The organism is Paenibacillus tabacirhizosphaerae (genome assembly GCF_040812395.1).
In the GTDB taxonomy this organism is placed as follows: Bacteria; Bacillota; Bacilli; order Paenibacillales; family NBRC-103111; genus Paenibacillus_E.
Genome location: NZ_JBFNXH010000027.1, coordinates 1 through 20,834, shown reverse-complemented (window position 1 = coordinate 20,834; position 20,834 = coordinate 1). Strand labels below are relative to the sequence as shown.

The following is a 20,834-nucleotide window of genomic DNA, read 5'->3' as shown; positions in this document are numbered from 1 at the left end:
ACTCCCTTTATAAGTATGATGAATGCTTAACTTTAGTTAGTTGGCTGTCTTTGGCGTAGCGGTTCTCAGGTATCCTAAGCCCGAAGTGATCGCGTAGCGTTTGACCGGTATAATCCTGGCGGAATACGCCTCTGTTCTGTAATTCAGGAATGACGAGGTTAAAGATGTCATCCAGACCATTGGACATATAAGGCGCCATGAGGTTGAAGCCATCGCAGGCTTCCTCCTTGAACCAGGTCTCTAACCGGTCTGCAATCGAATGAGGGGTCCCAACGATCACGTTATGGGAGCGGCTTTGAATATACCATCGGGCTACTTGCGCCAGCGTCAATCCCTCTTCCTTCGCCTTACGGAAAACGAATTGAAAACGTCCGCGACTCCCTCTAATTTCACTTTCAATATCGGGAAAAGGTTCATCCAGCGCATGCTTGGAGAGATCATAATTCATACTGCCAGACATGAAGGCAAGTCCTGTCTCTGTATGAATGAGCGAATGTAAATACTGTTCTTTCTCCTTCGCTTCTTGCTCCGTTTGACCAACTATCAGCATCGTTCCCGGTAAAATTTTCACAGCATCGCGTGATCGTCCATAGTTCACAACTCGCGATTTCAAATTTTTATAGAAATTTTGTGCTGATTCGATATTCGGTTGAGCCGTGAAAATCAGTTCTGCATGCTGGGCCGCTAATTCGCGGAACGTTTCGGAGGAACCCGCTTGAATGAGTACGGGTTGTCCCTGCGGGGAACGCTGGATATTCAAAGGGCCTTTCACATCAAACCATTTGCCCTGGTGATTGGCATAATGAACTTTATCTTTATCGGCGAAAACACCCCGCGTTTTATCAACTAATAGCGCTTCATCCTCCCAGCTATCCCACAGTTTTTTCACAACTTCAACGAATTCACTCGCTCTATCGTAGCGCGTAGCGTGGTCCAAATGCTCTCGCTTGCTAAAATTGCGAGCCTCGGCGTCACTTGTCGAGGTGACAACATTCCAAGCAACACGACCCTTACTGAGATGGTCGAGCGTTGCGAACATCCGGGCAATATGATAGGGCTCATTGTAAGTCGTAGAGGACGTTGCAGCCAAACCGATCCGCTGCGTAGCCACACTGAGCGCAGAAATCAGCGTCAACGGCTCAGCTGACAAAGCAGGCCGATATGTTACGGTTGAATCAAAGCTGCCGCCGTAGTTATCATCAATCGCCAACTTATCAGCGATGAATATCATATCCAGCTTGGCTCGCTCCGCCTTCTGCGCTATGTCTTTGTAGAAATCAAAATCTAGCGGATTGCCTGCTTCGGCATCAGGATGACGCCACCCGCCCGCATGATGCCCATTGGCTGCTAGAAAGAGTCCCAAATGCATCGTTTTACTCATATTTCATCTCCTATAGGGGATAGTGACAAGCTGCATAATGTCCTGGACCGATTAAGGCTAGCTCCGGAACAACCTCTTTACAAAGTGCAGTTGCCGCAGGGCAGCGTGTGTGGAAGCGGCAGCCTGACGGCGGTCTCGCCGGAGAAGGCATCTCACCTTCCAGCGGAACAAAGGTACGCTTGCGTTTTGGGTCTGGTACAGGAATGGCTGAAAGAAGCGCATTCGTATAGTGATGGGCTGGATGCTTGAAAAGCTCTTCCGTTGGCGCAATTTCTACGAGCTTGCCCAGATACATAACCCCGATACGATCAGATATATAACGGACAATATGAAGTCCATGCGCGATGAACAAGTAAGTGAGATTCATTCGTTGCTGTAAATCTTGCATTAAATTGACGACCTGCGACTGTACCGAAACGTCCAAGGCCGAAACCGCCTCATCTGCCAAAACAAACTTAGGATTCAGTGCAATCGCCCTGGCAATTCCAATACGTTGACGCTGTCCTCCTGAAAACTCATGTGGAAACCGATCGTACCAAGATGGATTCAAACCTACTAAATCCATGACAGCTTCCACTTTCTCCCTTTTTGCTGCACCACGTAAAGATTCATGAACCCAAAACGGTTCTCCAATAATATCTCCCACTTTCCAGCGGGGGTTAATGGAACCATATGGATCCTGAAAGACGACCTGCATGTCTCTTCGTGTTTCCTTCCATTCTTTTGAACCAGCATTCAATAAATCTCTTCCTTCAAAATGGATACTGCCCTCTGTCGCCTTTTCAAGCTGTAACAATACACGTCCGAGTGTCGATTTACCACAACCCGATTCTCCAACAAGCCCAAACGTTTCACCTTTGTGAATGTCAAAGGAGACATCATCTACAGCACGGATATAACTTTTTCCACGTTGAAACAAGCCTTTGTGGATCGGGAAATATTTCTTCACCTGTTTAACTTCAAGCAGGGGTTGTTCCGTGAACGGGGGCAATGAGGAAGCTCTTTCTAGGCTAGGCTTCGTCAGTGATATCGGTGATGTTTCCATCGCATCCCCGAAAAATTCAGCAGACAGGTGATCAATTCGCTCTGCATTCCAGCAAGCGACTTCACGTCCGTGAAGCTGCTGAAGCGGCGGATCCTCGCTCAAACATCTATCCGTCGCATAGGGACAGCGGGGATGAAAGCGGCAGCCCGTTGGAAGCGTAGATAGACTGGGAATAGTGCCTTTAATGGTATATAGTTTCAAACCGCGAACATTATCGAGAGTGACGATCGAATGCAGCAGCCCTTGCGTATACGGATGTGCGGGATCATCGAATAATTGATGAACGTTTGCCTGCTCGACAACCTTTCCCGCATACATCACAACAACACGATCTGCCATTTCAGCAGCAATACCGAGATCATGCGTAATGAGTAAAATCGACATGTTCAGCTCATCTTTAAGCTCACGCAGCAAGCTTAGAATCTGTGCCTGAATCGTTACATCCAGCGCTGTCGTTGGCTCATCGGCAATCAGCAGTTCAGGTCCACAGGCCAGAGCCATGGCAATCATGGCCCTTTGGCGCATACCGCCGGATAGCTCATACGGGTACTGATTCATCCGAATTTCCGGTTCAGGAATGCCTACCCGCTTCAACAATGAAATCGCTTTTTCTCTTGCTTTTATTTTTGAAATCTTTTCATGGCGAATAAGCACTTCAATAATTTGGCTGCCGATGCTGAAGATCGGATCGAGTGCGGTCATGGGCTCTTGGAAAATCATCGCGATTTTCTTGCCTCGCAGATCACTGATCTCCTTCTGGGATAGCCCTGCTAAACTCTGTCCATCCAGCTTAATGTCTCCATGTGAAATAAACCCGTTGTCATAGTTAATCAAACGCATAATGGATAGAGAAGTAATGGTCTTCCCGCTTCCTGACTCGCCGACCAAGCACACAATTTCTCCGGTACCAATTTGTAAGTTCACTTTGTTGATCGCATTCAGCGATCCATTCGATGTTTGGAAATCCACCGATAATTGTTCGATATCGAGCAATGGTTTCATAACTTAAGCCCTCAATTTCTTAGGATCCATGCGATCACGAATTTCATCACCAATGAGATTAACTACAATTACTAATAGCGTAATCGCCAGCCCCGGAAACGTAGCCACCCACCAGGCAACGGTCATATAACTTCGGCCTTGTGAAAGCATATAACCCCAATCTGGTATTTCTTTCACGACTCCCAGTCCCAGGAAGCTAAGACCCGTTCCAACCAGAATGGAGCTTCCAACTCCAATTGTCATCATGACAAGTAAAGGCGAGAAGCAGTTCGGTAATATATGGCGAACCATAATCTCCAGATGTGAAGTACCCACAGCGCGCGCTGCATCAATAAAAGGCCGATTACGTATAGAAATAACTTGGCTTCGAACAACCCTTGCCTTCCCTGGAATCGTAGCCACACTAATCGCTAAGATGACATTGAAAAAGCTGGGACCGAGTGCGACAGAGATGGCAATTGCTAATAAAATGCCAGGTATCGTCATCAGGATATCGTTAAAACGCATGAACAGCGAATCCACAATACCACCCCAATAACCCGCTAACAGTCCAAATAATGTGCCGATAAATCCACCAATAACAACCGACACAACCCCCATAACGAGCGATTGTTGGCTGCCATAAATAACGAGCGTCCATACATCACGGCCAAACTGATCCGTTCCCAGCGGATGCTTTAAGCTAGGTGCTTTCAGCAATTGATCAGTCATCATATCCGTCGGAGAATAAGGCGCAATCCATGAAGGCACAATGGCACACAGCACAAGAAAAGCCAGAATGAACAATGAAAGCCCCAGAAGAACCTTGGATAAGGACCACTTTTTCAATCTAAAAGCAAACGTAGACCGCTCCAATCTCTTAGGTAAAATCGTTTCCGTTGTAACTGAATTGAAAAGCATGTGAGCAACCTCCTTAACACCGTTATGTCACCGTTAACCAGACTTGCGAACACGTGGATCGACATAGGAATAGGAAACATCCACCATCAAATTCACAAGAATATTGAATAGACCCGTAATGAGAATCGCCGCCTGGATCACCGGAATATCTTTCTGATTAATGGCATCTACAACTAACTTTCCTAATCCTTGTCTTGAAAAGACCGTCTCTGTAACCACAGCACCAGAGAGCATTTCCCCAACAAGCAGACCTAGAATTGTAACGGCAGGCAGCAAGGCATTTCTCAAAACATGCTTGTATAAAACCACACGCTCCGAAAGTCCTTTCGCTCGTAACGTCAGAACAAACTGTTCATGAATGACTTCAAGCACGCTATTGCGAACCATACGCGTGAGCATACCGGCACCCGTCACGCCTAAAGCGAACGAGGGCAAAATCAATTGTTTAAAGCTCCCATTCCCGATTGCGGGGAGAAGTTGAAAATGAACCGAAAACACGAGAATGAGCAGGATACCTAGCCAAAATTTCGGCATAGATACCCCTAACAAGCTAATGATTCGAACGATATAATCCAATACACGATTCTGATAGACTGCTGACAATACACCTAAGATAAAACCTACAAGAATAGCAAATATTGTACTCATTAACGCAAGTGAAAGCGTTGCAGGCAGTTGATCGATTAAACGATCAAGCACAGGCTGGCTATTCGCGAACGAATGCCCGAAATCACCTTGCACACTATCCCATAAATAAGCTAAATATTGCTGCCACAATGGGCGATCGAGCCCAAACTGCTTCCTTAGGAATTCAACACGGTCTGGTGCTGCATCATCCCCTGCAATCATCTGGGCCGGATCTCCGGGAAGCCAGTGAATGATCAAGAAAACAAGTGTCAGCGAACCCAGAATAACTGGAATGGAGACGAAGAGCCTGTTTAGTATATACTTCACCATAGATGGCTTCCCCTCATATCCTTATTTTTTGATCCAGGCATCGTAGAAGACCGGCCATGCTGGCGAGTCAAACGTAATTCCTTTTACTTCTTTACCAGAAGCTACAGAATAATTGAACACGTAAGTTGGAATGGTGTATACATTATCAATAATGTACTCTTGTACTTCTTTATAGATGGCTTTACGTTTTTCAGGATCTGTTTCCAGATAACCTTGTTCCAGAAGATCGTCTAATTTCGGATCATTTGTTTTGGCAATATTATTTTGTTTCGATGGCCCTTTGGTCGAGTACAATTGACGAAGCACATCCGGATCGCCTGAGAATTGACTCGCAGCAATCAAATCATATTCACCTTTATTGCGTCGCTCTGTGTACGTGCCTGTCGGCAAGGAAATCACCTTCAGCTCTATCCCCGCTTGCTTCAACTGCTGCGTGAAAATAGCAATCAGATCGAGACGTTTCTCACGATTTCCTTGCGTGTCGATAACCTCGATGGTCAGGCGTTTTCCGTCCTTGACTCGGTAACCGTCCGCACCTTTTACCCAGCCTAGCTCATCCAGTGTTTGGTTAGATTTCGCAAGGTCTAATTTGTACGCATTCTCTCGCGATGAGGAATAAGCAAATTGCTGAGTTGACAGAGGTGACCACCCTTGCTTCGAAGTTCCCAAATAAATGGTCTTAACCGCGGAATCGATATCCAAAGCTGATCTGACCGCTTGTCTTACCTTGAGATCGTTCCATGGCGCTTTCTGAATGTTCAAATATAAAGTGAAATTGGCTTGCAGCAGCTCCGTTTCCTGAACATTGAAATTACTATCCGATTTCAGTGCAACTAAGTTTTGGGGAGGGATAATATCCGCAACCTGTACTTGTTTACTTTGCAGCACACTTACACGCGTCGCTTCTTCTTCCACATATTTCACCGTTAACTTATCCAAATAAGCTGGTCCTTGATGCTTGGCATTTGCTGGACCCCAGTTGTAATCCGGATTTTTCTCAAACTCTACTTGTGTGCTAGGTGTAATCTTCTTTAGTTTAAATGGACCTGTACCCACCGGATTCTGTGGGAAGGCCTCCCCATATTTTTTTACCGCCGCAGGTGAAACAAAGCCTAAATCAACTTTGGCTGCATTGCTCAGAAATGGCGCAAACGGTGATCCGAAATTAACTTTGACGGTGAACTCATCAATCACCTCTGTCGATTCGTAAGATCCAAGCTCATTCAATGAACTGGATGCTTTCGTAGCGGGATCTTTGATCCGATCGAAGTTAAATTTCACCGCTTCTGCGTTAAAAGGAGTTCCGTCATGGAACTTCACATCTTTGCGTAGGTGAAACGTATAGCTTTTCTTATCTGACGAAAGCTCCCACGAAGTAGCTAGCCAAGGCTTGATTGTATGATCAGGCAGTTCCACGACCAAGCTGTCATAGATGGAACGCATAACCCGCGTTGTCGGAGCAAAGCCCGCTTTGTGTGCATCCAAGCTGTCTGTAGTAACTGTACCCGCTAAGGCCCATATGAGCTCACCGCCTGGAGTCACAGCTCCTGCATCCTGTTCGGCAGCATTTTTCCCTTCTCCGCCTTTATTTGAGGCGTCGGAGCAGCCTGCCAAGACTAATGACGCTGCCAAGATTACACCTGCGAATTTTCCGATTATCTTTTTCATAACTCATCCCCATCTATCTGTTTTATCTTTATGATTCAAGAGAAGCCAACTTACGCCTGAGCCGCTCGCTCTTTTGTATATCGGTTTACTGGGATTTCCAGCCCTAAGTTACCACGTAAAGTATCACTCTCATATTCTTCTCGATAGATGCCGCGTTCCTGAAGGATAGGAACAACCAATTCCACAAAATCTTTGAGACCGCCAGGAGTCCCCGTATGGATAATGAATCCATCTGCTGCTCCTTCTTCAAACCATTGCTGAACAATATCGGCTACTTTCTCCGGCGTACCTACGAAACTGCTTCTTGGTGTTGCAAAGCGCAGCGCAGCTTGACGAAGGGTTAGCTTCTCCTCTTTTGCAATTCGCTTAATACGATCAGTGGAGCTGCGATAGCTATTACTGCCAAGATCGCCTAGATCCGGGAATGGCTCATCAAGCGGATATTGGGTGAAATCATGGTACGTGAATGGACGTCCCAGTTGATCGAGCGCATCCTCCAAAGTGACGAGGCCAGCAATATCCTGATATTTGCGTTCTGCTTCTTCTTCCGTTCTCCCGATAATCGGGCTAATACCCGGGAAGATCAAAATTTCCTCCGAAGCTTTGCCATAAGAAGCTGCTCTTTGCTTGATATCTTGATAGAAAGCTTTTGCTTCTTCGATTGTTTCGTGTCCGGTGAAAATGGCATTGGCACTCTTTGCCGCCAAATTACGGCCATCGTCTGAACCACCTGCCTGGAAGATGACCGGCTGTCCCTGTTTGGAACGAGCAATATTCAGCGGTCCTTGTACCGAGAAATGCTTCCCTTTATGATTCAGCGTGTGCAGCTTGCTTGGATCAAAAAATACACCTGTCTTTTGATCCCGAACAAAAGCATCATCCTCCCAAGAATCCCACAGACCGCGAACGACTTCCAAATGCTCTTCCGCAATGCGGTAGCGCTCCTCGTGCGAGTAATGTTCGTCTTTGCTGTAATTGCGAGCAGCTCCTTCAAGGCCTGTCGTTACAACATTCCAACCCGCTCGACCATAACTGATATGATCAAGTGATGCGAATTGTCTAGCCACCGTAAAGGGCTGAGTAAAGGAAGCTGTTAACGTACCTACAAGACCAATTTTCGACGTGACTGCCCCCAATGCAGATAGGACTGTCAGAGGTTCAAGTCGATTTAAGTAATGAGGAGCGGATTTCTCCGTAATATACGTACTATCGACGATAAAAACAAAATCAAATTTGCCTTGTTCAGCCTTTAACGCTTGCTCTGCATAATAATCGAAATCAACGCTAGCATCCCCAGGAATTTCTGGATTTCGCCACGTATGCTTCGAAGTACCAACACCAGTGATCGTTGCTCCAAGCTTTAATTTTCTTTGTTTGGACATTTGAAATCCCCCCTTATCAGTTCAGTACTTTGGCTTTGCTATTACGGTTTACAGGAACTTCCAAACCTAAGTGACCACGCAGTGTTTCATGTTCGTATTCTTCACGATAAAGTCCACGCTCTTGTAAAATTGGAACTACCAATTCTACGAAATCCTGCAAGGCTCCAGGTATGCCCACACCAATAATGAATCCGTCGGATGCTCCTTCTTCTATCCAGCGTTGAATGTTATCAGCAATTTTCTCAGGCGTTCCTACGAAACTGCCTCTTGGCGTTGCGAATCGTAGAGCGACCTGACGCAGTGTTAAGTTATGTTCTTTCGCTAATTTTTTGATCTTTTCCGAGCCGCCCTGCTGGCTGTTCGCACCCAAATCACCAAGATCCGGGAATGGCTCATCCAGCGGATATGGACTGAAATCAAAATCGTTGAAAGGACGACCAAGTGCGATAATGGCTTTCTCAATGGAGACAAGATTGACTGTTTCCTGATATTTACGTTCTGCTTCTTCTTCCGTGCGGCCAATAATTGGTTGAATACCTGGAAGAATGGAAACATCGTCTGCTGAGCGGCCGAAGGACACAACTCTCCTCTTGATATCTGCATAATAAGCTTTCGCTTCATCTATGTTTTCGTGGCCAACGAAGATCGCATCCGCATTTTTCGCAGCAAAGTTTCTGCCATCTTCCGAAGTTCCAGCTTGGAAAATGACCGGCTGCCCCTGTCTGGAACGTGCAATATTTAGCGGTCCCTGTATAGAGAAAAACTCCCCTTTATGGTTCAACGTATGCAGCTTGCTTGGATCAAAAAATACCCCGGCTTCTTTGTCACGTATGAAGGCATCATCTTCCCATGAATCCCATAGCCCTTTTACGACATCGACATGCTCTTGAGCAATTCGGTAACGCTTTTCATGCGGGGGATGCTCCTCCTTACTATAGTTGTTCGCACTTCCTGACAACCACGAGGTAACGACATTCCAACCCGCTCTTCCTTTACTAATATGATCGAGAGAGGCGAATTGTCTAGCCACAGTGAACGGTTCACTGTAACTTACGGTTAACGTACCGACAAGTCCAATCCGTTTGGTTACGGCAGCAAGGGCAGATAAAATGGTAATCGGTTCAAATCGATTCAAATAGTGAGGACTTGATTTCTCAGTGATATGTACACTATCCGCAATGAAAGCAAAGTCGAATTTGCCAGCTTCCGCGGTCTGGGCTTGACGTTTATAGAATTGAAAATTTGTACTGGCATCCGTAATTGCATCTGGATGTTTCCAATCTTCCCAGCCCCCACCAACACCGTGAATCATTGCACCGAGTTTAATTTTTTTCTTATTTGCCATTGTCTCCGCCTCCATAGATTTAATTTGTATTATTCCGATAAAATTACTATGTTATAAACTAATCATAAACGCTATTCATTCTTTTGTAAAATGAAAAAAAATGAATAGTCAATTCACCTATCATGAATTTACTCTGTAAATATGGACCCACATTCCATATAATCGAGTAAACCACTTGGATTAATATGCTATTATGGTATTATATAAGTACAATTTTGTAAAAACGAAATATCTGAATTCATAATTCAGCATTTTTGAACTTACCTTTTTAGGAAGGAGCCATGTTCTATGGATATTCGAACCATCAAAACGTTTCAGACCATCATTAAACTTGGTAGCTTCCAACGTGCGGCGGAAGAACTTCAGTACGGTCAATCTACCGTGACGATGCATATTCAAAAGTTGGAAGGAGATCTCGGTGTAAAGCTGTTGGAAAGAGGAAAGACGCTGAAGCTGACGGAAGCAGGAAGATTGTTTCACCAGAATGCCGATATGCTGCTCAAAAACTATGACTTCTTACATACATCTATGACTGAATTAATACAAGGCGAAGCCGGTATCGTTCGAATAGGTGTTATGGAACCAACGGCTAGCTATCGTCTACCGCAAATTTTAGGCCCGTTTCTTCAACAACACCCCAAAGTTAAAGTAAGTATCCAAATTGGCAATACAACGATTCTTGGACAAATGCTTAATGAGGGAAGCATCGATCTCGCCATTTGCTCAACGCCAGATACGGGGCTAGAGAACACCTTTGAACCCCTGTTCAACGAACAGCTGGCTCTCCTTGTCCCAGATACACATCCGCTTGCATCGAAGGAAGCCATTTTCCTTCGCGACCTACAAAATGAAAATATTCTTATTACGAATACCCTTTGCCCTTATCGCCAAAAGCTTGAAAGCTCCTTACTTGAGAAAGGCGGCAGCCCCTATACGGGGATGGAGATCGGCAACATGGCCGCACTCAAATTTTATGTACAAGCAAATTTCGGCATCGCCGTCGTTCCTGTAATTACAGCCATACCTAATCCTGGGGGGACTGTTCTCAAGGAAATCAATGATCTGGATTCCGGATTAGTCACTGGCATGCTTCGCAAACAGAGTGGAAGCTCATTTAGTTCAGCAGCCGAAAAACTTATTGCCATTTTACGAAATGAGCTGCAAACGATTCACAAATAATGAGCAGAATTTCTCTAACTTAGTTCCTCTCCGTCGATTTATACTTTCAATAACCCGTTAGCGAAGTAATGAGCTGCCTTGTGGGCAGCCCATTGATTTACTCATCTCGTTTTTACTATTTCGAGTTCGTTGCAAGATGATCTGGAACCGTTGCAAAAGAATATCCTTTTTGCTTTAAATAAGAAATAATTTGTGGAAGTGCCTCTACTGTATTATTGAGATTTCCTTTCTTACCTCCTGCAAAGTGCTGTAAAATGATAGATCCGGGGCGAACTTCTTTTCTAACGTTGCTTAAAATTTGTGAGACACTTTTCCCATCCCAATCTAAAGTATCAACAGACCAACCGATCAATTGATGGCCGGAGCTGGCAGCCTCTTTGGCAACCTGTGGAGATATCGCACCATAAGGCGCCCGGAACAAAGTAGGAGCTTTCCCGGTGATTTGTTTAATCAGATCGTCTGTAGATCCAATTTCACTCTGAATTTTATCCGTCGTCTCTTTCGAAAGATTAGGATGATCCCATGTATGGTTTCCGATTACGTGCCCCTCATTGACAATTCTTTTAATCATTTGCGGATGTTGTTTCGCTTGCTCTCCTATTACAAAAAAAGTTGCCTGAACTTGCTCCTTCTTCAAAATATCCAAGATCCGAGGTGTATATTTATCATCGGGTCCGTCATCAAAAGTTAAAGCCACAAAAAGACCGTCTTTTTTCACATTATTAATAACCGCTGCCGCGGGATTTATTGGATCAGCAGCGGTAGCGGAAATACTGCTTTTCGGCGTGTCTTGCAGAGGAGAAAGCGGATGAACTGATGAAGAATTTTCTGAATTTATTCTAGCAATATTGCTACTTGATTGTACTTCTTTGCTGCACCCTGTTACGCACATAATTGCAATGAGAATAACCGCCTTTAGAACAGGCTTCATGCTAATGCCACTTCTTTCTTGTTAGACTACTTTGACTCCATGCTTGAATTCTCCTTCTGACATGTGGTCTTCCAAGAGGATGGCCGTCATCAGCTTTGATAAACCAGCAGGATAAGCTTGTTCATCTTTGTTTTTTTGATAGAGAACTTCACCTGTTGAACTATCTAGACAACACCTGTCCCGCTATGAATCACAGGCGGGTTTTCACTTCCATGCACACTCCCCATTTGGACTAAAAAAATTGTAATAATCAGGATGAATAATGCTATCTTTTTCATTCCAATCCTCCATTTTTCAGGAATCGCATTTATTATAAACCCCATAGATTAATGCCACATTAGAAATGGATCAAATTATTTTATTACATAATGAGTACTTGATATTGAGTTAAACTAAAAAAGCCGCCCGTTATTGGACGACTCTATCGCATGAATCGCTTACTAGCGACCGTCTCATGAAAGCTGCCAGATCTTTAGTCGTAAAAGGGCTGGGCTTTTGTATAATGGTACTACTGACTCGAAGACCGTACAAGATCATCGCAAACAGCTCTGCGGTTTTGCCACTTTCGATTTCGGCTGGAATGACGCCATGCTGCTTCCCAATATCAATCCATTTTGTACAGGTCTGCATCGTATAGCCATAGACTTCCTGAACGATTTCCATAACTTTCGGATTGTCCATCTGTCCTAGCAGATAAATAAAGATCAAGTTCGTCACGTTCTGATGACTGGATGAACGAACCATACCCTCGGCAATGAGCTCAAGAGGATCGCCCAGTCCCGACATCTGAGGGTTATTGACAATCTCCGTGAAGCGTTCATTTATCCGTTCTACACGCGATTTCAAGATGAGTCCCAACAATTCGTCCTTGCTCGATACATAATGGTAGATAGCGCCCTTGGACAAACCGGTCTCCCGAATAATGTCTTGAAGCGTTGTTTGCCGGCAACCTTTCTCCTGAATAAGTCTCTCAGTAGTGTCCATGATTGTATGAAAAGTTGTTTTTCCTGATGTCATAATCTTTCACCCTTATCCATATTACACATATTTGTGGTCCATTTTTGTACCCCTCAATCTAACATACCGACTCCTCGTTTGCAAAAACCGGCAATGTCCCTATTTCTGGGGCAATGCGTTAATCAATCTTACTGGCTAGGATTCTGTCTTGCCGATAATTTGTTTCAATTTCTTTTGAGAATGCCGTCTATACAAGAAAGTCCAAAGGATAGCAACGCCGATAAAGCCATACATGACAAAGTTGGAAACCGCAAGAAATTGGGTAACCGTGAGCTGATAGACGAGAATCGTGCGCACGATCGCTTCGCCTAGTAATGCGATTCCTCACACAGATGTCATGAGCCGCAAGACAAAACGAAAATATGGGTATTTCCAATTGGCGGAAAAGGCAGCGGTTCGCTCGGGGTCATTGCCCACTGTAAATCGCATAGCAAAATAGAATATCAACGGCCGCGGAAACAAAAGTGAAATTAGAAAAATAAGTCCCATAATCGCGGTAACAAGTGATTCCCGCACTAAAAGAAGCTGCTCATTTCCCCCTAAAGTGACCATGAGCAAACCGAGAGCGAAGCTGATTAACATGAACACGGCGAACACATCCAGCTTCCGTCGCTTCATGAGGCTGTAAAGATTATCGAGCAGCGGGATAACCGTTGCTATGGACAATGCACTGATGCTGGTCATATGTGAACGTAAAAGTTCGTAGACAAGAAGAGGTAAAGCTCCATTAATCAATAGCGTAATCAGGATGCCACGCAGAATATCTTTTCTATTCACCGAGCTTACCTGTGTCGTTGGGTTCATGAGAGTTTAAGTCCTCCATTCATCGTTTACATTTTTTTTTCGTAGCATTGATAAGGTTCTTTGCGAAGCGGATACCGGATTAGCCCAACTTTCGAGTAGCCGGCTCGCTCATACATTTGGAGAGCTGTCGGATTTGCGGTATAGGCGTCCAACCGGATGCTAGTGCAACCTCGAGCCCTTGCCTGCTCTTCGGCAAAGATCAAAAGCTTCTTGCCGATTCCTTACCCCTGGTACTCCGGATGCACGGCCAGCCGATGAATAACGCCAGGACGCCCGTTGGTATCCTGCCAAGGAAGGCTTGCGTACTGTTCACTCTGTTCTTCATTTATAGCGACAGCCCCCACACATAATTGATTTTGAAGCACGATATACATCATCTCGTTCTTGACATCTTTAGAGACGACCCACCGATTTGGATAAAAAAAGTCCCATTGGAAGATCCCTGTCTTCCTTAAGTGGCGGGTAACTGACCGGAGCAACCTCATAATTAAATGCACCTGATGTTTCGATGCGAAAACAATATCCATTTTTCATAACGCTCCTTTGAAATCAAGATGGGTACAGCTCTTCCGTAAACATACCGTGGAAACCAAACGGAATATGATCAGGCACGATTGCTCTTCCGACCTCCGCCATCGTTTGAGCATCGAGCACGAGAAGGAATGAATTTCCTTGCTTGCCATTTATGAATAATAGCCAGGCCGTCAAACCAGTAGGTGTGACACCCAGACTCGGTATTGAACTTGGCTGGGCCATTGCAGAATAAAGCACCGCTTAGCTATGAAGGGATGATCCCTTCCGCCGTGATTCTCAACTGCTGGAATGAAAAGTTAGGTGAAATCCAGTTCGACAATGCGCCTGCGGTATTTCCAGACCTGTTAACGGAAGTAAACGGGTATCTCGAAGAAGGAATGCGTACCGCCTATGGGTTGGAAGACACCTGAGGCTACGGTTGGGCGTTTGATTTGTGCCTGATCCGCAGCAACCAATGGGTAAAATCCATCAATCCGGCGTTCTCTAGCGCCAAGCGCAAAAGCTTCGCCACTGTTCATAAAAGCGATAGCTGGGACGCCGAATGCGTAGCGCGTGTGCTGCGCGACGACCTCTCTCGTCTGCCCGACTTCAAGCCAGACGAGCATTATTGGGTCATGCGCCAACTGTCTACAAGGCGCAGAGGCATTAGCAAAAACTTGTCCGCTGCTGTCCGGGAATTGCACGTTCAGCTCAGCTACACGTACCCGAGCTACCGCCGATATTTCAGCGAAATTGACGGCAAAACGGCGCTGGCGTTCTGGCGCACGTTCCCTTCTACGCGTCATCTGGAGAAGATTACAGCAGATCGGCTTGCGTTGTTTCTGCGCAAGCACAGCAACAACGCTTGCTCGACGAAGAAAGCGGAGAAAATCTTATGCTGCATCGAAACAGACGGCGAAGCGAGCGTTCATTATGTGGAGGAGAAAGAACTCGTTATCCGTAGCTTGGTGAAGCAAGTCCGCTATTATCTGAAAGAAATCGCGGAATTTGACGCGAAGCTGCGTGACATGCTGGAGCAGATCGGCTGCCAACTGCACACGATCACGGGTGTAGATGTGGTCACATCGGCCGAACTTGTAGCTGAGATTGGCGACATTTCGCGGTTCGCAAATGCCGATAAACTTGCTCGGTATGCGGGTATTGCTCCGATCTTCGCCGGATCGGGCGGCAAAGGCAAGTACTACAAAAGTAAGCAAGGCGACCGCAATTTGCACAGCATCTTTATGTCGATGGCGATCCGGCAGCTTGCGGTGCATCGGAACACGAAAACGCCGAGGAATCCGCTGTTTCATGAGTACTTCCACCGCAAGCTTGCAGAGGGCAAGACGAAAAAACAAGCATTCATCTGCGTGATGAGGCGGCTTGTGAACATCGTATTTGGGATATTAAAAAGTAAAACCGTGTATCGCTTGCCAGAACCGTTGAAACAAGCAAAATGATAGAGTTGAGCCGTCTTTAAAAAAAGTTGAGGACGAAGCTCAAGCGAAGGCGCGGGAGAAATCTTGGTTTTAATGGGCCGGAGCTTTCCTGTAACTGGCGGGTTGGATGGAAAGCCCCACTTGAAACCAAAAATGTGCTGTTAAACAACTGAAAATGAGTACCAAAAACCGTAAAGAAGTGCTATTTTATGGATAGGACTTCTCTGTCTTTAGAGGCTGAGCTTTATAGCATAAGATAGCTATGAGGGGCAGATCAACAACCCACTTACTTTAAACCTGTATACATATGCAGGCAACAATCCTTTGATTTATACTGATCCGAGTGGTCATGTATGGAAATGGGTTGGCGATGCGTGGACTACTGTAACAGGTTTTGCGGGTTGGTATGTTAGCAGCTATGGGGAAACGCTTAATGATATTGGCGCACCTGAGATGATTGATAATTTAAATGCCTTTGGTCCGGCAGGTGCTGAACTTGGTATGGGCCTAAAAAGTGCTGGTTATGCCTTGGAGTATGCGGGTGGAGCTATTAAAGCATATAACTCAGCCAGAGCCATTAAGACCTCCATTCAGGTGGTCGAATCAAGCGAGAACGTTTGGGCATTAGGATGGTCGTCCAGGGGTTTGAAAATCGACGAATTACTTGGAAACAATTTAGGCAGAACATTTCCAACGATAGATAAATTAGAAAACAGAGTCATTACAAGCGTTAAAAGTTATGATATTGCTAACAGCTATAAAAAAGCAGGCTCGTGGCTCAGTCAATTAAAGTCAGACATCAACAAATTAAACAGATTTACAGAGGCATCGGGTACAGCAGCAGATGGCAGTTGGCAAACGATCGATGCTTCCATGTACGACTCAAAAGCTTTAAATGTTGCTATTCCAGATGTACAATTAACCAGTAATCAGATCAGCGAATTGCAGAAAGCAATCGATTATGCGAAGACATTAGGCATTCAAATTAATACGACGATTATTAAATGATAGTAGAATGAGATGGTGAATAACAATGAATTTTACATTGTGTGCGTACAAAAATGCTGGCGGTACTGTAGTTTTAAATCCATTAGCTTTAAATGCAATTGGTGCAGGTTCTTCAACCAATCAATTGATACTTTTGGAACCACGACATGATTACAAAGTAGTTGGTGAAAGACTGACAGAAGCTTTTGAGTTTTGTGAGAAAGAACCACATTTAAACGAGCGTATTTCAGGAAATTTGCCTACTCTACTTGGATTTAAGAACCGTGGTAAATTTGTGAAGGAATATTTGCACGTAATTGTCAGTATGAGAAATGACCTGGGAACTATTATATTTACTCCTATGAAAAGAGAAGGAAGTGGCTATGTTAACAACGGTCAAATCAAAGTAGAGTTGGCTTTGAATGCGACTCCTGAACAATTAGGGTCAGCCCTCCTCCAAGCATTTGAATCTTGCAAATAAACACTAGCGACTCATGAAATAACCTCGATAACGATGATGTCTTATCGAGGTTATTTTTCTATCGACATTATGTGGAGAGGAGTGTCCCATGTATTGGTTAATACTGATAGCGGTATATATTATACTGACCTTAATTTCTAGGAAAAAGCAACTGAAGATAGAATCTGAGTCAGTAGCCGCGAGTAACGCAAATAACACATCTGGAAATAAATCCCCCAATTTTCCAATCTTCTTTGGATATAAAAGTAGTTGGCTTGCGGTGAGAACGAATGATACGCAGGCGCTTTTATCTGAATTGAATTTAATCGATGTAAGACAAGCAGAATGGGAAACAGGATTAGAATGTGCAAACCAAAAGGAAATATTTGTTACATCTCCTATAGGCGAATGGACACTTGTAATAGGTACTAGATTGCTGGAGGCGGACAACCAAGCTATAACCGAAAGGATTACTCCACTACTCCTCCGCTTAAGCAGGCAGTTTGGAGAAGCGTGTTACTTCGGCAATCAGCGCATCGTAGGTTACTATGCTTGGGCAAAAGCCGTGAACGGGGAACTGATTCGAGCATACGCTTATTTAGGAGAAAGCGGAGAAACCCTCTGGAATGAGGGCATACAAACAGTTGAAGAGACTGAGCTTGGGTTCCATTTTTTCGACTCCAAGAGTATTGATGCGCAAAACCCAACTTACTGGGAACGAGAGGACTTGTCTTTCCCAGATGAGGAATCGGTTCTGGCAATCGCAAGCCGATGGAGCATTGATACGTCTGCCCTAGGAGATGAGAGAAATCCTTCTGGTTTAGGTGTACTAGGGCAACTTCAATAAACTTTTTAATCGAATACAGTCATTGTTTTAAAGCTTGGCAGAGCAAAAAGGATCAAACCCTATGCCTCCGGCAGTCTCCACAGCCTCACTGTGCCTTATGCAGGGATAAACAGCTTGCCCCAAGTTGATTCCTTGCAGGGATGGCTTGCAGTCTTTCAAACCCTTGTCGGACAGGCTCCGCTGTTAGGTTCGGTTTGAAAGGCGCAAGCTCCCTGCTCGGTGAATCAACAGCGGCAAGCCGTTTATGCGCAAAAGGCTCAGATTGAGGCGTTCCGATTGCCGTCGGCAGCGGCTTTGATCCTTCATTGTTTTGCTGTGCTTTAAGACTGGAAAACGCAGCAATGATATTTTTTTACGCTTGCGACGTTACCGCGGCTCAAAAAGAAAGACCCTTGCGAGATTGGTCGCAGGGGGACGGAATTCATTTATCATTTGTTTTCTTCAACGAGGATTAGATTAAGCAACCTCTACGATTACTATTTCCCGAAATGCAACCGAAAGCAACGGAGTTGAATGGTCATAGGTGAAAATTTGAATACTTTTAAAATCAACCAAGTTTTCGTCTTTAATAAATTCATTGTTGGTTCCTTCAGCAAATCGAACAATTGTATACCAACTATCGGGATGTATCTCACTTTTAGGTAAATTAGCCAACATCTTATTTGCTTGAAAATCTGCCCTTATTACATCTTTAAAAATCAGTTTTAGCAACCTAGTAGTCTCTTTGCCCTCTTGAATATCCCAATAATAATCTACTGTTATAGCCAAATCGAAAAAATTATTTTCCCATTTAATTTCTGAAATGATGCTATCTGTAAAATCGAATTCATCAAAAATATCTGACAACCCTTCAGCTAAGACCATTGTTGCTCACCTCTTATTGTCCAAAATAAAAGTGCGTTAAATCTCTTAATTCTTGTTTGGTAGCGTTACTTGGGAATGTTCCTGATGCATCAAGATAGCCACCACCTCTGTTTTGGACTCTAAAATAAGGGTTTCCCTCACCAGGTAAAGCATGGATTCTTACTTTTGTTCCTGAACTAGGATCAAGGAAAATAGTTGGGGCCGTGAGGGCGTGGAGGTTGTCGGAGACAAAGGCTTTGGTCTTGTTGGTTTATTGTGCTTATAGGCCTGCAACGCACACAGAGCCCTTTGTAAAAAAGAAGCCACAACGAGATTGTCCCGTTGCGGCAAGTAAAACCTTACTTAGAATACTTTTCCATTCGGTCGTCCTTAATTTTTTCCAGAAATACTTCTTTAATCGTACCATACTGCTTAAAGTTCTCCTGCGCTTCAGTGAGAGGCATATGATTCGCAGAACTGTATTTCGTTGAGTCTACGCTACCGTCATCCTCCCAATAACATACAGTGCAAATCTCATACTCGCCACGTGATGTCAGCGTCTTGTATTGACAACATGGACAAGGAAGTAATTCTTCCTGTAAGCCTTCCACGTTACAGTCACGTTTTAAAATTTTTGATACAGCTGTAGCTAAGTACTCATTTCGTACTCCTAAAAATTTCTTTTTTAACGCTTCGTTGATTAATGGTTCGTATCTTGCGCTCATGGCATCATGGACTGGTTCCTCTGAGCCAAGTATTTCATTTTGCAAGTCTTGAGGCAATGTAGCAAACTCAGGATCGCTTTGATCAATACTCCACCAGTCTAAAAGAAAACCTTCTCGTACTTCCTTGGATAAGCTTTGCAATTCGTTAGATACGATATGTCCTATTGCTTCTTCACGATTGATAGTAATCCCCACTTTCTTACCGCGATAGGTCTTGGGCAAGTTGTCTTGCTGCCGCAAATGGATCAGCATCTCGATCATCTGCTCTATAAAAAGTTCTAATTTCTCGGCTCTTGGCGTGCCCGACTAGCATACGCCTTGTACCAGGATCATATTTAATCAAGAAGTTTCCTACAGTGTCAGTTTGGAATGAAGAACTTTCCTCTGCTCCAAATGCCTTTGCCATGCTTAAATAATCATTTTGTGAAATGTCTCCAAATTCCACACCATGTTTCTCGAAATGAGTGCTGAGCTGTCCTTTGCTAAATCCTTTCCAATTAATAGAACAATTGTGCACCCAGATCCCTAAGTTAGATACAAAATACGAATGGAATTCATCTACTTCAAAATTATAAACGATCGTGTTTCGCTTTTCGATTTCAATTTTTTTGATAGCCAATTTTTCGCCAGTACTGCTGAGAAGTAGGTCTCCGACCTTCAAATCTTCTACTAAAGTCCACCCATTATCTGCCAGCCAAAAAGGATGCTTACCTGTAACCTCGATAATTTCATTACCGATGTACAAATGATAGATTTCATCCGCTTGCTTTTGAAAAAGTCCTGTGACTTCTTTATACGCTTGCTCACCTGTTTCATCATCTTTGGCGAGAACTTTATCCCCTACTTTAACTTCCTCAATTGGCTTTTCGCCATCCTCTGTCAGAACCTTGGTCCCTGCAGTGAAACACTGACACAGCCCCATTGCCAGAGCTACTTTCGGTGAATTTTTAATCATACCTACAATAGCTTTGGCACTTGCTGTTGCTCCAAGTGCCATATTCTCAATTTGACCTACCGAATATCCAAATTGATATGCTTCATCTGCACTAGGGTCACCATTCAAAACATTATCCATGTGGTCTGAAGCGTATTGTATAGGCTCCATTGCACTATTTCCAATAGCTATAGCCACATCTCCAACTGATATGTTTCCACTTGATAATCCGTTTAGAAGCCCATATACACCTGTATATGTTTCTTTATGTAGCAGAGCTGTGTATCCACTACCAAAACCAGCGATTTCTCCTTTGGTAATATTCCATCCTGCAGCCCAACTCATATTTCCTGTTGGATCAACATGAGTCAACGGATTGTTCTGAACGTAGGTGTAAAGGTTCAACGAAAGAGGATTATCAATCTGTCCCTCATAGCTATCTTACGCTATAAAGCTCAGCCTCTAAAGACAGAGA

Annotated in this window: 21 protein-coding genes and 2 pseudogenes; 5 read left to right on the top strand and 18 right to left on the bottom strand. The window is 44.4% G+C overall.

The genetic code is table 11. The annotated features are described in order from the left end of the window. Positions 1–7: 7 nt before the first annotated feature. From ABRS97_RS26595 to ABRS97_RS26565, 7 genes are read right to left on the bottom strand one after another with little or no spacing between them, the layout of a single operon-like run. Positions 8–1,381 carry an LLM class flavin-dependent oxidoreductase gene (locus ABRS97_RS26595; protein ID WP_367819030.1) on the bottom strand — a complete coding sequence of 458 codons (1,374 nt, stop codon included), beginning with the start codon at positions 1,379–1,381 and terminating at the stop codon, positions 8–10. A 10-nt stretch (positions 1,382–1,391) separates the two neighbouring features. Further along, the gene (locus ABRS97_RS26590; RefSeq protein WP_367819028.1) at positions 1,392–3,428 is read right to left on the bottom strand and encodes an ABC transporter ATP-binding protein; all 2,037 of its coding nucleotides are present in this window, start codon (positions 3,426–3,428) and stop codon (positions 1,392–1,394) included. 3 nt (positions 3,429–3,431) lie between these two features. Then, positions 3,432–4,328 carry an ABC transporter permease gene (locus tag ABRS97_RS26585; protein ID WP_367819026.1) on the bottom strand — a complete coding sequence of 299 codons (897 nt, stop codon included), beginning with the start codon at positions 4,326–4,328 and terminating at the stop codon, positions 3,432–3,434. Positions 4,329–4,361: 33 nt separating this feature from the next. Then, positions 4,362–5,285, bottom strand: a complete 924-nt coding sequence (locus tag ABRS97_RS26580; RefSeq protein WP_367819024.1) for an ABC transporter permease — start codon at positions 5,283–5,285, stop codon at positions 4,362–4,364. Positions 5,286–5,306: 21 nt separating this feature from the next. Further along, complete coding sequence (locus ABRS97_RS26575) at positions 5,307–6,953, bottom strand: ABC transporter substrate-binding protein (protein ID WP_367819023.1); 1,647 nt, start codon at positions 6,951–6,953, stop codon at positions 5,307–5,309. Positions 6,954–7,003: 50 nt separating this feature from the next. Beyond that, on the bottom strand, positions 7,004–8,335 hold the full coding sequence (locus tag ABRS97_RS26570; RefSeq protein ID WP_367819021.1) for an LLM class flavin-dependent oxidoreductase: 1,332 nt from the start codon (positions 8,333–8,335) through the stop codon (positions 7,004–7,006). 16 nt (positions 8,336–8,351) lie between these two features. Then, positions 8,352–9,680 (bottom strand): LLM class flavin-dependent oxidoreductase, encoded by a 1,329-nt coding sequence (locus ABRS97_RS26565; protein WP_367819019.1) that lies wholly within the window; start codon positions 9,678–9,680, stop codon positions 8,352–8,354. A 288-nt stretch (positions 9,681–9,968) separates the two neighbouring features. Between ABRS97_RS26565 and ABRS97_RS26560 the strand changes: the two genes are divergently transcribed. Further along, the gene (locus ABRS97_RS26560; protein ID WP_367819017.1) at positions 9,969–10,859 is read left to right on the top strand and encodes a LysR family transcriptional regulator; all 891 of its coding nucleotides are present in this window, start codon (positions 9,969–9,971) and stop codon (positions 10,857–10,859) included. Between the two features lie 115 nt (positions 10,860–10,974). On the opposite strand, the gene ABRS97_RS26555 is transcribed toward ABRS97_RS26560, so the two are convergent. The 8 genes and pseudogenes from ABRS97_RS26555 to ABRS97_RS26520 form a co-directional block, all read right to left on the bottom strand. Continuing rightward, entirely contained in the window at positions 10,975–11,790 is an 816-nt protein-coding gene (locus ABRS97_RS26555; protein ID WP_367819015.1) for a polysaccharide deacetylase family protein, read from the bottom strand. A gap of 21 nt (positions 11,791–11,811) precedes the next feature. Beyond that, positions 11,812–11,898: pseudogene (locus ABRS97_RS26550) on the bottom strand (hypothetical protein); the annotation flags it as partial. Positions 11,899–12,198: 300 nt separating this feature from the next. After that, on the bottom strand, positions 12,199–12,807 hold the full coding sequence (locus ABRS97_RS26545; protein WP_367819013.1) for a TetR/AcrR family transcriptional regulator: 609 nt from the start codon (positions 12,805–12,807) through the stop codon (positions 12,199–12,201). A 135-nt stretch (positions 12,808–12,942) separates the two neighbouring features. Further along, on the bottom strand, positions 12,943–13,104 hold the full coding sequence (locus tag ABRS97_RS26540; protein WP_367819012.1) for a hypothetical protein: 162 nt from the start codon (positions 13,102–13,104) through the stop codon (positions 12,943–12,945). Positions 13,105–13,131: 27 nt separating this feature from the next. Next, a complete protein-coding gene (locus ABRS97_RS26535) occupies positions 13,132–13,611 on the bottom strand; it encodes a VC0807 family protein (protein ID WP_367819010.1) in 480 nt (159 codons plus the stop codon). 26 nt (positions 13,612–13,637) lie between these two features. Next, positions 13,638–13,829: a GNAT family N-acetyltransferase gene (locus tag ABRS97_RS26530; RefSeq protein ID WP_367819058.1), complete on the bottom strand. Its 192-nt coding sequence runs from the start codon at positions 13,827–13,829 to the stop codon at positions 13,638–13,640. 3 nt (positions 13,830–13,832) lie between these two features. Further along, positions 13,833–14,138 carry a hypothetical protein gene (locus tag ABRS97_RS26525; protein WP_367819008.1) on the bottom strand — a complete coding sequence of 102 codons (306 nt, stop codon included), beginning with the start codon at positions 14,136–14,138 and terminating at the stop codon, positions 13,833–13,835. 22 nt (positions 14,139–14,160) lie between these two features. Continuing rightward, positions 14,161–14,367 (bottom strand): carotenoid oxygenase family protein, encoded by a 207-nt coding sequence (locus ABRS97_RS26520; RefSeq protein ID WP_367819006.1) that lies wholly within the window; start codon positions 14,365–14,367, stop codon positions 14,161–14,163. A gap of 32 nt (positions 14,368–14,399) precedes the next feature. On the opposite strand from ABRS97_RS26520, the pseudogene ABRS97_RS26510 reads away from it, so the two are divergent. From ABRS97_RS26510 to ABRS97_RS26495, 4 genes and pseudogenes are all read left to right on the top strand, one after another. Continuing rightward, positions 14,400–15,584 (top strand): annotated as a pseudogene (locus ABRS97_RS26510) (IS110 family RNA-guided transposase). Between the two features lie 303 nt (positions 15,585–15,887). Beyond that, complete coding sequence (locus tag ABRS97_RS26505; RefSeq protein WP_367819000.1) at positions 15,888–16,571, top strand: endonuclease toxin domain-containing protein; 684 nt, start codon at positions 15,888–15,890, stop codon at positions 16,569–16,571. A gap of 25 nt (positions 16,572–16,596) precedes the next feature. After that, positions 16,597–17,031, top strand: a complete 435-nt coding sequence (locus ABRS97_RS26500; protein ID WP_367818999.1) for a hypothetical protein — start codon at positions 16,597–16,599, stop codon at positions 17,029–17,031. An 88-nt stretch (positions 17,032–17,119) separates the two neighbouring features. Continuing rightward, positions 17,120–17,857, top strand: coding sequence for a hypothetical protein (locus ABRS97_RS26495; protein ID WP_367818997.1), 738 nt, complete (start codon positions 17,120–17,122; stop codon positions 17,855–17,857). Positions 17,858–18,313: 456 nt separating this feature from the next. Here the strand turns inward: ABRS97_RS26495 and ABRS97_RS26490 are convergent, their stop codons facing one another. The 3 genes from ABRS97_RS26490 to ABRS97_RS26480 all read right to left on the bottom strand — a co-directional run bounded on the left by ABRS97_RS26490 (position 18,314) and on the right by ABRS97_RS26480 (position 20,704). Continuing rightward, positions 18,314–18,721: a hypothetical protein gene (locus ABRS97_RS26490; protein ID WP_367818995.1), complete on the bottom strand. Its 408-nt coding sequence runs from the start codon at positions 18,719–18,721 to the stop codon at positions 18,314–18,316. Between the two features lie 338 nt (positions 18,722–19,059). Further along, a complete protein-coding gene (locus ABRS97_RS26485) occupies positions 19,060–19,677 on the bottom strand; it encodes a CPCC family cysteine-rich protein (protein ID WP_367818993.1) in 618 nt (205 codons plus the stop codon). Beyond that, entirely contained in the window at positions 19,625–20,704 is a 1,080-nt protein-coding gene (locus ABRS97_RS26480) for a polymorphic toxin-type HINT domain-containing protein (protein WP_367818991.1), read from the bottom strand. Before ABRS97_RS26480 ends, ABRS97_RS26485 begins: the two co-directional genes overlap by 53 nt. Positions 20,705–20,834 lie beyond the last annotated feature (130 nt).

Bases quoted from the DNA above. Each gene is read 5' to 3' on its own strand.
- ABRS97_RS26595 (WP_367819030.1), bottom strand. From the start codon at position 1,381: ATGAGTAAAACGATGCATTTGGGACTCTTTCTAGCAGCCAATGGGCAT.
- ABRS97_RS26590 (WP_367819028.1), bottom strand. From the start codon at position 3,428: ATGAAACCATTGCTCGATATCGAACAATTATCGGTGGATTTCCAAACA.
- ABRS97_RS26585 (WP_367819026.1), bottom strand. From the start codon at position 4,328: ATGCTTTTCAATTCAGTTACAACGGAAACGATTTTACCTAAGAGATTG.
- ABRS97_RS26580 (WP_367819024.1), bottom strand. From the start codon at position 5,285: ATGGTGAAGTATATACTAAACAGGCTCTTCGTCTCCATTCCAGTTATT.
- ABRS97_RS26575 (WP_367819023.1), bottom strand. From the start codon at position 6,953: ATGAAAAAGATAATCGGAAAATTCGCAGGTGTAATCTTGGCAGCGTCA.
- ABRS97_RS26570 (WP_367819021.1), bottom strand. From the start codon at position 8,335: ATGTCCAAACAAAGAAAATTAAAGCTTGGAGCAACGATCACTGGTGTT.
- ABRS97_RS26565 (WP_367819019.1), bottom strand. From the start codon at position 9,680: ATGGCAAATAAGAAAAAAATTAAACTCGGTGCAATGATTCACGGTGTT.
- ABRS97_RS26560 (WP_367819017.1), top strand. From the start codon at position 9,969: ATGGATATTCGAACCATCAAAACGTTTCAGACCATCATTAAACTTGGT.
- ABRS97_RS26555 (WP_367819015.1), bottom strand. From the start codon at position 11,790: ATGAAGCCTGTTCTAAAGGCGGTTATTCTCATTGCAATTATGTGCGTA.
- ABRS97_RS26545 (WP_367819013.1), bottom strand. From the start codon at position 12,807: ATGACATCAGGAAAAACAACTTTTCATACAATCATGGACACTACTGAG.
- ABRS97_RS26535 (WP_367819010.1), bottom strand. From the start codon at position 13,611: ATGAACCCAACGACACAGGTAAGCTCGGTGAATAGAAAAGATATTCTG.
- ABRS97_RS26525 (WP_367819008.1), bottom strand. From the start codon at position 14,138: ATGGATATTGTTTTCGCATCGAAACATCAGGTGCATTTAATTATGAGG.
- ABRS97_RS26520 (WP_367819006.1), bottom strand. From the start codon at position 14,367: ATGGCCCAGCCAAGTTCAATACCGAGTCTGGGTGTCACACCTACTGGT.
- ABRS97_RS26500 (WP_367818999.1), top strand. From the start codon at position 16,597: ATGAATTTTACATTGTGTGCGTACAAAAATGCTGGCGGTACTGTAGTT.
- ABRS97_RS26495 (WP_367818997.1), top strand. From the start codon at position 17,120: ATGTATTGGTTAATACTGATAGCGGTATATATTATACTGACCTTAATT.
- ABRS97_RS26490 (WP_367818995.1), bottom strand. From the start codon at position 18,721: ATGGTCTTAGCTGAAGGGTTGTCAGATATTTTTGATGAATTCGATTTT.
- ABRS97_RS26485 (WP_367818993.1), bottom strand. From the start codon at position 19,677: ATGCTGATCCATTTGCGGCAGCAAGACAACTTGCCCAAGACCTATCGC.
- ABRS97_RS26480 (WP_367818991.1), bottom strand. From the start codon at position 20,704: ATGAGTTGGGCTGCAGGATGGAATATTACCAAAGGAGAAATCGCTGGT.